This is a genomic window from Algoriphagus persicinus, from assembly GCF_035156415.1.
Classification (GTDB): domain Bacteria; phylum Bacteroidota; class Bacteroidia; order Cytophagales; family Cyclobacteriaceae; genus Algoriphagus; species Algoriphagus persicinus.
Genome location: NZ_JAYEEY010000051.1, coordinates 1 through 11,523, shown reverse-complemented (window position 1 = coordinate 11,523; position 11,523 = coordinate 1). Strand labels below are relative to the sequence as shown.

Annotated in this window: 7 protein-coding genes; 4 read left to right on the top strand and 3 right to left on the bottom strand. The window is 40.9% G+C overall.

The features are described 5' to 3' along the window. Positions 1-120: 120 nt before the first annotated feature. A complete protein-coding gene (locus U3A58_RS21255; protein ID WP_323826411.1) occupies positions 121-642 on the bottom strand; it encodes a cupin domain-containing protein in 522 nt (173 codons plus the stop codon). Positions 643-860: 218 nt separating this feature from the next. On the opposite strand from U3A58_RS21255, the gene U3A58_RS21250 reads away from it, so the two are divergent. The 4 genes from U3A58_RS21250 to U3A58_RS21235 all read left to right on the top strand — a co-directional run bounded on the left by U3A58_RS21250 (position 861) and on the right by U3A58_RS21235 (position 8,317). Continuing rightward, entirely contained in the window at positions 861-2,099 is a 1,239-nt protein-coding gene (locus U3A58_RS21250; RefSeq protein WP_323826410.1) for an ROK family transcriptional regulator, read from the top strand. 30 nt (positions 2,100-2,129) lie between these two features. Further along, entirely contained in the window at positions 2,130-5,417 is a 3,288-nt protein-coding gene (locus tag U3A58_RS21245; RefSeq protein ID WP_323826409.1) for a VCBS repeat-containing protein, read from the top strand. Further along, on the top strand, positions 5,414-6,856 hold the full coding sequence (locus U3A58_RS21240; protein ID WP_465038368.1) for a vanadium-dependent haloperoxidase: 1,443 nt from the start codon (positions 5,414-5,416) through the stop codon (positions 6,854-6,856). Before U3A58_RS21245 ends, U3A58_RS21240 begins: the two co-directional genes overlap by 4 nt. An 18-nt stretch (positions 6,857-6,874) precedes the next feature. Beyond that, entirely contained in the window at positions 6,875-8,317 is a 1,443-nt protein-coding gene (locus U3A58_RS21235) for a sulfatase family protein (RefSeq protein WP_323826407.1), read from the top strand. Between the two features lie 2 nt (positions 8,318-8,319). Here the strand turns inward: U3A58_RS21235 and U3A58_RS21230 are convergent, their stop codons facing one another. Together U3A58_RS21230 and U3A58_RS21225 are read right to left on the bottom strand one after the other, a co-directional pair. Next, positions 8,320-10,194, bottom strand: coding sequence for an FAD-dependent oxidoreductase (locus U3A58_RS21230; RefSeq protein ID WP_323826406.1), 1,875 nt, complete (start codon positions 10,192-10,194; stop codon positions 8,320-8,322). 3 nt (positions 10,195-10,197) lie between these two features. Beyond that, positions 10,198-11,052 carry an ROK family protein gene (locus tag U3A58_RS21225; RefSeq protein WP_323826405.1) on the bottom strand — a complete coding sequence of 285 codons (855 nt, stop codon included), beginning with the start codon at positions 11,050-11,052 and terminating at the stop codon, positions 10,198-10,200. Positions 11,053-11,523 lie beyond the last annotated feature (471 nt).

Here is an 11,523-nt window from a genome sequence, read left to right as displayed (position 1 = left end):
CTATTGCTAAAGAGTTAAACAGTAGTCAAAAAAATAGAGACCGATTTCCTGAAATCGGCCTCTATTGAATAAAAAAGGCTGTCTCCAATAATGAAAATCAATATGAGACAGCCACTTTTTTTATTTACGAGAGTAGTCGTCTTCCAATCTAACTATATCCTCCTCATTAGATGGGTTTTCCGGATCTACATGCATCCAGATTTCGGCCACTATCCCCCAAGTATCTAAGCCAACCAATCTGTGGCGTTCACCATTCTTCAGGGATACCGTCTGACCAAGTACCATTTTCTCCAAATCCCCAAGCTCATCCGATTCACTACGCACAATTCCTGATTCCCCATTGATTAGCTTCCAAAGTTCCGCTCTACGGAAATGGTATTGCCATGAAAGTCGTGCTCCAGGTGCCACTAATAAAAATTTTGGGCTTAGCTTCTGCTCCAATTGCTGCTCTGAAAGGTCAACATCGTGGAAAAACATGGTTTTGAATTCAAGAATTTGGCTTTCCTCTAAAACAAAAAAACCTCCCCATGGTCTAGTCTGATCAACTTTAGAAATTCTAAATCCTTTTACAGTCAAAAAGTCTTCCACTTTCTGAAAGACCTCTTCTTTGCTAAGTCCGGTGTTGATAGCTATCAAATTCATACTTATTTTAAATAGGTGACCCTCAAAAATAAGGATTTCATTTGAAAAATAAATTACACGACAGTATTCTCACATTTGAAATCTTTTATGAAAAATGACATAGCCCTACACGAGAATTCAGCCAAATCACAAAAAATAAAGTGATGTTATCTTATTTTTTTAAAAAAGTGCTTTTTTGAAACTCAAAAATTCCCGTAATTCAGGCATAACATAGACCTATGCACCTAATAAATCCTCAAGAAATAATCCAAAAAATGGATGGAGTGGTAGAAATCAAAAGCTACGTCAATAAAATTAAGATAATCAAGAACTTGTATATCAAAGGAGCTAATACAGCTAGCGAAATATGCGCTGAAGTCGGCATCTCCTTACCCACTGTTAATTCATTACTGGGAGACTTGATGTCAAGCGGAGAGGTAATCAAACAAGGACGTGCTGAATCTCAAGGCGGACGGAAACCTGACTTATACAGGCTGGCTCCTGATGCCTTCTACGTTCTCTCGGTGGATCTCTCAAAGTTCAATATGAACCTTGCGCTTTACTCTTGCAATCATACCATAGTCACTGAAAAGGAAAGTCATAGAATCAGCTTAGACAACGAAAAGGAAACATTTGACCATTTATGTCAACTGATAGAAGCATACCTCATCAAAACCGACATACCCGCTCACAAAGTAATAGCGATGGGATTTTCCATGCCCGGTTTGACGGATTCTATTGGTGGAGTGAATTATACGTATTTAAGATTTGGGGAAAAAACTCTTCTTGAAAACCTAGAGACTAGATTTTCTAAAAAAATATTCCTTGAAAATGATGCACGCGCGATGACTTTAGCTGAATTCAAATTCGCAACTGATCATAGTTATAAAAATGTTCTTGGGCTCTTTATTGGCTGGGGAATTGGGCTGGGAATTATCATTGATGGGAAATTATACCAAGGTGCATCAGGTTTTGCCGGCGAATTCAGTCACTCACCTATCTTTGAATCCAGAGATGTGACTTGTATTTGCGGAAAAAAGGGCTGCCTAGAAGCTGTGGCATCTGGCACAGCTATCGTTAAAATGGCTGAGGCAGCCATTAAACTGGATAAAGACAGCATTTTAGCGAGAATGGCGAGAAACCACGAAGGTGACATAATGCCAAATTTAGTAGTAGATGCTGCCTTGTCAGGTGATCAGAGAGCAATTACCATTCTATCAGAAGCTGGTTTGGACCTCGGGCGAGGAATCTCCATGCTCATCCAGGTTCTAAATCCCGAGTTAATAATCATAGGTGGATCAGTGGCTGAAGCAAATCAATATTTAATCACTCCAATTCAACAAGCATTAAATATTTATAGTATGGCAAAATCACGGGAAAAATCCAAGATTGTCCTTTATAAATTAGGCGAAGATGTTGGCCTGTTAGGTGGTGTTGCTGTTGTGAATGAAAAACTTTTCGAAGATATAATCAATTGATTAGACTAAATCTCTGTGTTGTAACTACTCATGAATTTGCTTATCAAATCTAAAGCGGTCTTACTACTGACATTAGGATCTTTACTTTTGCTTCTGCAAGCAAACCACCTGCTAGCTCAATCTTTTCCTGCTAATTTTGAAAAAGTATCCCCTAAAAAATCAGGTGTCTCTTTCAAAAATCAGCTGAAAGAAGACCAGAGAAATAATATCTTACGCTATGAATACTTCTATAATGGCGGTGGTGTAGCAGTAGGAGATCTGGACAACGACGGTTTAGAAGACCTATTTTTTACGGCAAATATGTCTTCCAATAAAGTGTACCGCAACCTAGGAAATTGGAAATTCGAGGATAAAACAAAATTTGCTGGAGTAGCCGGAAAGAACATCTGGACAACTGGTGTCAGCATAGCTGACGTGAACGGAGATGGCTTTTTGGATATCTATGTATGCTATTCTGGAAAAGGAAATCCTGAAGCAAGGGCAAATGAACTCTGGATCAATCAAGGTGATTTTACTTTCAAGGAGGAAGCAAAAGCTTATGGTCTAGCCGATCCGTCAAATAGCACGCAAGCCTTATTTTTTGATTTTGACAGAGACGGTGATCTGGACATGTACTTACTGAATCACCACATTGAGGCTATCAATGAACTTGAATTTAGTGAAGTCAAAACAATCCGACATCCTTATGCCGGAGATAAGCTTTTCAGAAATGACAATGGGAAATTCATCGATATTAGTGAGCAAGCAGGCATTAAAGGCTCGGCTTTGGGGTTTGGTTTGGGTATTATTTCGTCAGATGTAAATCAAGATGGCTGGGCCGACCTGCTTATCACCAATGATTACATAGAGCCTGATTACCTCTATATCAATAATGGCGACGGAACCTTTACTGATCGTATGACGGAATATTTTCAGCATATTTCTCACTTCTCCATGGGAGCGGATATCTCGGATATCAATAATGATGGCATGCCAGACATATTCACTTTGGATATGCTCCCCGAAGACAACGAGCGACAAAAACTACTCTATGGCCCCGAAAATTACGAGCAATATGCCCTGATGATAAAGGAAGGCTTCTACCATCAAAGCATGAGAAATATGCTACAGCTAAGTCAAGGTGAAGGACTGTTCTCGGAAGTGGGTCAACTTGCAAACATCTCCAACAGCGACTGGAGCTGGTCTGCCTTATTTTTTGACGCTACGAATAGTGGCAAAAAGGATCTATTTATCACCAATGGCTATTATCGGGACTATACCAATCGAGACTTCTTAAAGTACAAAGGGGACTACTATTTCAAGCAAGCGATAGCAAATGAGAAGGCAGACACGCTTCATCTGGTGACGAGCATGTCCTCCACACCGATTCATAATTATATTTTTGAAAACGCCGGAAACCTAAACTTTATAGACAGATCGACAGATTGGGGCTTTGCTGAAAAAGGGTTTTCAAGTGGTGCAGCATACGCTGATCTGGATAACGATGGAAACCTCGACTTGGTGATCAATAACCTAAATGAGCAAGCATCCATCTATCAAAATATCAGCCCAAGTAAGAATTGGTTGCAAATTTCCCTAAAAGACAATTCAGCAAATACTTTTGCACTGGGTGCAAAAGTTGAAGTGTTTACCGGCGAGGAAAATCAAACGGTAGAAGTACAGCCCGTCCGGGGTTTCCAATCCTCAGTTAGTCCTAGACTTCAATTTGGATTAGGAGATATTACCACCGTCCCTTCAATCAAAATCATTTGGCCAGACGGCTCCTTACAATTCCTCGAAAACATTCCTGCCAATCAGCACCTCACGATTCAAAAAGAAAGTTCTGGAAGTTTTCAGGCCTCCACAAGGCCAGTTCCCTTGTTGAATAAAAATGATATCGGTCCCGAATACAATCCTGGTATAAACCAGTTTAATGACTTTAAGCGTCAGCCGCTGATGCTCACTATGCCAAGCTACATCAGCCCAGTTTTATCCCAGGGAGATCTCAATGGGGACGGAAATCCAGAGGTATTTATTGGGGGCTCAAAAGGACAAGCTGGTAAAGTAGTTTCCTTCGAAAACGGAAGCTGGAAGAACTATTCCGGATTTAAATCTTCTAATGAATTCACCGATGCAGTAGCTATTTTCGAAGATTTTAATGGAGATGGTGTTCAGGATTTATTTGTGGGTAGCGGTGGATATCATGATTATTTGGCTTCAGATGAATCCCTTCAGGATAGACTTTATTTGAACGATGGCACTGGCAAACCCACGCTACAAACCTCATTTCCTGATTATAAATTTAGCACAGGTACAGCCCAAGCTTTCGATGCAAACGGAGATGGAAACTTAGATTTATTTGTAGGAGCTAGATTGATACCAGGGCGATACCCTATCATCCCTGAAAGCAAAATGCTCATCAATGATGGTAAGGGGAATTTCACGGATCAGACTAAAGAATATCTACCAAATGCAGGAAAACTCGGATTAATCACTTCGTCCGAGTTGATGGATTTGAATTCTGATGGAAAGATGGATTTGATTCTCGCAGGAGAATATATGCCGATCACTGTCTTGATCAATACAGGTGCTGGCTTAGAAGATAAAACCTCCGATTATTTCAATTCTTTGCTTTCGGGCTGGTGGAACAAAATAACCAAAGCTGACATGGACGGAGATGGGGACATTGATTTGATTGCCGGAAACTTCGGCCTCAATTCTCAATTCGAAGCAAATGAAATCAAAAAGCTTCGGCTATTCGCAGCTGATTTTGACCAAAATGGCTCAATCGACCCCATCCTAGAATGCTTTGTAGGAGACAAAATGTATCCTTACCCGAGTCGCGATGAGTTGCTAGATCAAATGGCAAGTATGAGAAGTAGATTCACAGATTATGCCTCCTATTCGAAGGCTATAATGGCTGACCTTTTTACAGTTCAGGAATTGGAAAATGCTCAGATACTAGAAGCAAATACATTAGAATCAGTAGTTTTAGAAAATACTGGAAGTGGATTCCAAGTCAAATCTCTTCCAAGAATAGTTCAATCATTTCCAATCTTTAGTATTTTACCAATTGATCTGAATCAGGATGGCAACTTGGATTTGATTCTAGGAGGTAATCAAACCTATACTAGAATACGAATCGGATTGATGGATGCTGGACTTGGACTGGTGCTACTCGGTGATGGAAAAGGAAATTTTACTCCACTTAGTCCAGCCGAATCTGGTCTAGCTATCAAAGGAGACATAAAATCTATTTTGCCTATCAAAACAAATACAGGAACCCAACTTCTCTTTGGAATCAATCAGCAACCTCTTCAAAGCTATACCATTAAATGAGACTACGCCTAATACCACCCTTTGCTTTATTAATACTCTTATGCTTGGCCACGAATACTTCATTTGCTAAGCCAAAGGAGATCAACTGGCCCAAACTCTATTCACAGGAACTATTTCATATTACCACAGTGATGGTGACTGATGTGGCGAGTCCTCCCGTGGCTGCGCGAATTTATGCCTATTCGAACCTAGCTGCGTACCTGATCTCCAAAGAATCAGGAGACGGATTTGATAACCAAGACCTCTTAGAACATACGTATTTAGCAGACCAGAATTGGGAAATCTCAGATCCAGCGATCAGCTCTCCCGAATTTGCGGCAATATATGCCATGCTTAAAGTCGGTGAAGCCATCATGCCTTCCGGCTATCTTTTGAAAGAAAAGCAAACAGAGTGGACNGCGATCAGCTCTCCCGAATTTGCGGCAATATATGCCATGCTTAAAGTCGGTGAAGCCATCATGCCTTCCGGCTATCTTTTGAAAGAAAAGCAAACAGAGTGGACAGAAATCGCTCTAAAGGCAAAAATAATATCCAAAAAAGAACTGCAAGCACATGTGACTTATGCACTGTCTGTGGCTGCCAAAGTAATGGAGGTCGCTAAAAAAGATGGGTACCTACAACTTTCAACATTGACCCGCTACACTCCTCAACCGGGAGAAGGATTCTGGTATCCAACGCCCCCAGCTTACATCGCCGCGGTAGAACCTGAATGGAAAACCATAAAACCCTTTTTCATACAGAATTTGGAAGACTATGAACCAACTCCGATGGTTCCTTTTGACATGAGCGAAGGCAGCTCATTTCATCGGCAATTGATGGAAGTATATAATACTACGAATGAATTAGATGAGGAAAAAAAGCTAATCGCTAATTTCTGGGATTGCAATCCATTCAAAGTTGAGTTTTCAGGCCACATGGCTATTGGAGTGAAAAAAATCTCTCCGGGAGGCCACTGGATAGGAATCACCGGTATTGCTGCGCAAAAAGGGGGCTTATCTTTTGCAGAAACAGCATACGTTCATGCACTTGTAAGCATGACACTGCACGATGCTTTTATATCTTGCTGGAAGACAAAATATGATACGGATAGAATCCGTCCAGAAACGGTGATCAATCAAAAACTGGATCAACGCTGGAGACCCCTTCTGCAAACACCTCCATTTCCAGAATATACCTCAGGCCACTCCGTGATCAGTAGAGCTTCTGCCGTTGTTTTGACAGGTTATTTTGGGGACAATTTTGATTTTATTGATAGCTCTGAAACTTACTTTGGTCTTCCAGTGCGGCCGTTCAAATCCTTTTTACAGGCTTCCGAGGAGGCTGCTATTTCTAGGCTTTACGGAGGTATCCACTTTCGGGATGCAATAGAAGAAGGGATTAAACAAGGAGAAAAAATAGGAGAAATGGTCTGGTCCAAAGTTGGAAGAAATAAGAATTAAATAGAAAATTCCCAAACTATGCGTATTACCCACTCTGCTTCCCTTTTTTTATTACTCATTACGCTGGTATATTGTATTTCTTGTGGAACAAAAACTGAAGAGAAGGAAATAACTGAAGTGCCTTCCAAACCCAATATCGTCCTAATTTTTGCTGATGATATGGGTTATGGCGACCTAGGAGTGTACGGAGCTACAGATTGGAAAACCCCAAATCTCGACCAACTGGCGGCAGATGGTGTTCGCTTTACCCAATTTTATGTACCGCATGCAGTTTGTTCTGCTTCTAGGGCAGCACTATTAACCGGAACATACGCTAATAGATTAGAGATTTTTGGAGCTTTGGATCATACTGCACAGCATGGATTGAATCCTGAGGAAACGACCATAGCAGAGATGCTCAAAGCAAATGGCTATGCCACTGGCATGGTAGGAAAATGGCATTTAGGGCATCGCGCTCCTTTTCTTCCTACAGAGCAAGGATTTGATTCCTTTTATGGGCTTCCATACTCCAACGACATGTGGCCGCATCACCCTGAGGCTAAAGATTATTATCCTCCACTCCCCTTGTATAGAAATACTGCTGTAATAGACACGCTTGACGATCAAAGCATGCTTACAACTAATTATACAGAAGAGGCGATCAAGTTCATACAGGAAAGTAAGGATCAACCCTTCTTCTTGTACTTGGCACATACTATGACCCATGTACCGCTTTTTGTTTCTGATAAATTCAAAGGAAAATCTGAACAGGGTCTTTATGGTGATGTGATGATGGAGGTGGACTGGTCAGTGGGTCAAGTAAGAAAAAAATTAGAGGAACTTGGCCTAGCAGAAAACACGATTATAATTTTCACTTCAGACAATGGGCCTTGGCTTTCCTATGGAGGGCACTCTGGCTTAACGGGTGGCCTAAGAGAAGGAAAAGGAACTTCTTGGGATGGTGGTATCCGTGAACCGGGGATCTTTGTTTGGCCTGATCATTTTCCTGCTGGAAAAGTAGAGGAACAAGCGGCTATGACGATTGACATTCTTCCAACTTTAGCTGAGATCACGGGGTCAAAGCTCCCTGAGTTAACAATCGATGGTAGAAGTATCTTACCTATGCTGCAAGGCAAAGAAATGGAGTCAAAACCGTATTTCGCGTACTACAACAGAAATGAGTTGCAAGCTGTAATTTTTGGCAAATGGAAACTTGTTTTGCCACATACCTATCGAAGTATCCCGGAAGGAGCAACTATGAGAAACGATGGGATTCCAGTTAAATACCACATGCTGAAGTTGGAAACAGCTGCACTTTTTGATCTTAGTAGTGACCCCAATGAGACGACTGATGTATCAGAAAGTAATTCTGAAATCTTGGCAAGATTAAATCAATATGCTGATGAGGCAAGAGCGGATATGGGTGATGCCTTGACGAAAACTGAAGGAACTGGATTAAGAAAGGCTGGAAGAATAGAATAAACTCACTTGCTTTCAATAAATATCCTTCCGTGCCAATCCACTTCAATTGAAAAAGGATCCAATAACTCATCCAGCAAAACTGAAACTTGCTGTCTATTGAGTTTGATTTCACTGGTAAATTCACCGACTAATCCTCTCCGTTCCCACGCTTGAGCTATATCCATTAAAGTTGAATTTGGCTGGACGATATGTATTAGATTTTGAAATCTCCCGACTGTCACATATGCTCCAGAAGCTCCCCAAAAATCCTTCAAAATTGGAAAAAATAGTCTCAATCCATCGACTAATTCGTATTCGCTTACCCTTCGATCCGGGTAAAACCAGGTTTGATTTGCCCAAAGATAAGGCACTCCTTCTCCTTTCAAAATCCCTGTAGCTCCGATTTTCTGCATTGCTTGAAAATGTTTGTCCTCAGGCTTAATATCCAAAAAAGGCATGATATAAACATTCTGATCCAACAGCAACTGTTGAACTTCGCGGATGGAAACATCTTCCAATTCCCTCTTTTCTCTTACCGCTACTGATGCTAGAATCCCGGAAGCTTGACCAATACCCAATACGACAGGTTGAAGTCTGGTGGCTCCATTCACAATATTAGAAACAGAAATGCTCTTTTCTGCAAGAATCAAAGCTGGATGATCTTTTGGTATCAATGCTCCTAAAGGCACAGTATAGGAAGGCACTCTAATCTTGATAAAATCAATTGCAGGAGCTTCTAGATTCTTTTTGTGGTGATGATCTATTGTATAATCTCCCACCACAACGCCAGTTCGATAAAGTGGTCTTGGTGCTTCATACGGAGTTCGTACATAGGGTAATGTAAAATCAACCAATCCATAAAACCTTCTGGACTCGCGATGGTAGGGAATCATCGGCAAATTATCTTCAGTCGGATATTCATCCTCTGCTATCCCCAAATGCTGATAGCCAAGATCATGTTGGATGTAATAGATAAACCTGAGGCTTGCTTGCTTTGCTGCTTCGAGAGCTTCGCTACGATCCTCAGGATTCATCTCTACTATGTTGACGTAATAATCATTTCCGCAATTCGGCCAATTGATCATGTATTTTCCGTTCGGGAGCTTGCCATAGTTAAGCATCTTATCACAATCCAGCGTTGGCACATTATCCGAAATAGGATCAGCATGTGCGCAGGCACATGCAAACTCATCCGGATCATAATTGGAAGGTTTGGAAATAGTCTTATCAGCACCATTCCCGTAATCCTGAAGTGTCACCACATAAGTCAGATCCTGGATGATAGTATTGCTTTCCGCTGGCGCAAAGGTTTCCCCAATTTCATCTCTGGAATCCATACCTAATCTATAGGGCAAGCCCTGAGACGCAGCTACATCTCCAAGTTCAGTAGCATCAATTAACATAGGGGCTATTGCTTCATAGAGTTGCCCATTCTTAGAAAAAGAAACCGTCCAGCCCGATTCGGTATAACTTACAGATTTCCAATCACTTTCAAATGAAACTGTCAAATCACCTACTGACTTTGCCATTTCCTGAAGAATTTGGTTTCCTACTTTGGGTTCGAAAAGGGTGTTACTCACCCAGCCGGTTGCCAGTTTTTCAGGCCCTCCATAGTATTCTTCCAATTTCGACTTAAATTCACCCCAAATTCCTGAAGGAAGCTTATGGTTTCCATCTATCGCCGATACTCCAGCTGATGTGAGCATTCCGCCTAACCAAGTGGTAGGCTCAATAATCAATGTATTCGTACCTAATCTACCGGCTGCAATTCCTGCTGCTGTACCGCTGGCTCCACCCCCAACAATGATCAGATCAAACTTTTCCTGCGCAAAAGCGGAGAATGACAAAAAACACAGGATTACGGCAACTACGAACGATTTCAATTTAATTAACTTCATAGATCACTTTTCTAAAAAAGGCAAACAAGCACCGATTAAAGTTGCTCTTTCACCCAATTCTGAAATGGTAAAAGGAACTGAATAGCCCATGGTTTCCAAATATCCCTGCGTTGTAGGAAGGTAAATTTCTGAGGCCAAACTTATCTTCCCTCCCAGCACTACTCCTTCAGCATGCAACCGGATCAAATATGGGAATAAAAACTCTCCCAATGCTCTGCCAAAAGTCTCAAAAATCTTTTTGGCGGAATTTGAATCAAAATCTTGGGAAAGAAGATCTTTCACTCCTGAAATCTCAAGTTCGAATCTTTCAGAAGCATATTTTTTGAACCAAGCTGTTCCGAGATAATCCTCAGCAATTCCATCTCTAAACGGCGCAGTCCACAGCTTAGCATCTTTCACTACATCATGAATTTTAATTGCAGAACCGAGCCCTGTTCCCAAGGTAATCCCAATAGAGTTTTGAAAATCTCTACCTGCTCCAGCATAACTTTCACCCGATAAAAATGCCTCAGCATCATTAGTAAAAGCTAGTTGGGATGCTGGCATACCCAAACTTTCAGCTAATAAATTTTTAACAGAATTTTGGTACAGCGCAGCCATTTTGCCTTGATCCTTAATCAGAGAAATTCCATTATCATAATCGAAGGGACCCGGCATGGCGATGCCTACGCTATAGTTTATTGATTCTCCGGCTGCATTTCTTACCACCTCTGTCCAAGTTGAAATGATAGCATCCTTAGCTCCGAATGTATCTACATCAGCTTCATGGAAATTGGCGATTTCTGCATGGCGATTATCCAAAATCACCTGAGCTGCAGAAATGTGAGATCCTCCAATATCTACTCCAATCAATTTCATAATATAATTTACTCTACTAATAGGAATACTCTTGCGGTATCCTTATCTCCTTGGTTTAACTCCCTTTCAGAATTTAACTTATCTCGTTTCAATTGTCTTTCAAACTACCTGCACTGATTCGCACTTAAATTGCATACAAGAAATCACAGGTTGAATGAGATAGCGTTATTAATTCTGTCTTAAACATACAAAGCAATTTTCAGAGTTTTTGATAGAATTCAACTGGTGGCAGAAGTATTCAAATCTAATCAGTTTTAGCTTCCAAAAATCAACTACGAGAAATACACTTTACCAAAGAATTTTCTAGAATCTCTTTACTTGCGCAATAGGAACTAACTTTCAGTTGAAGCCAAAAAAGAGGCTGTCTCAAAAGTAGATAGTTTAAAAGGCTAGTCGATTACTCGGCTAGCCTTTCTTGTTTTACTCAAAATATGTACTTTGAGGTGTGGAAAAACAAGACTTAAATGTAGT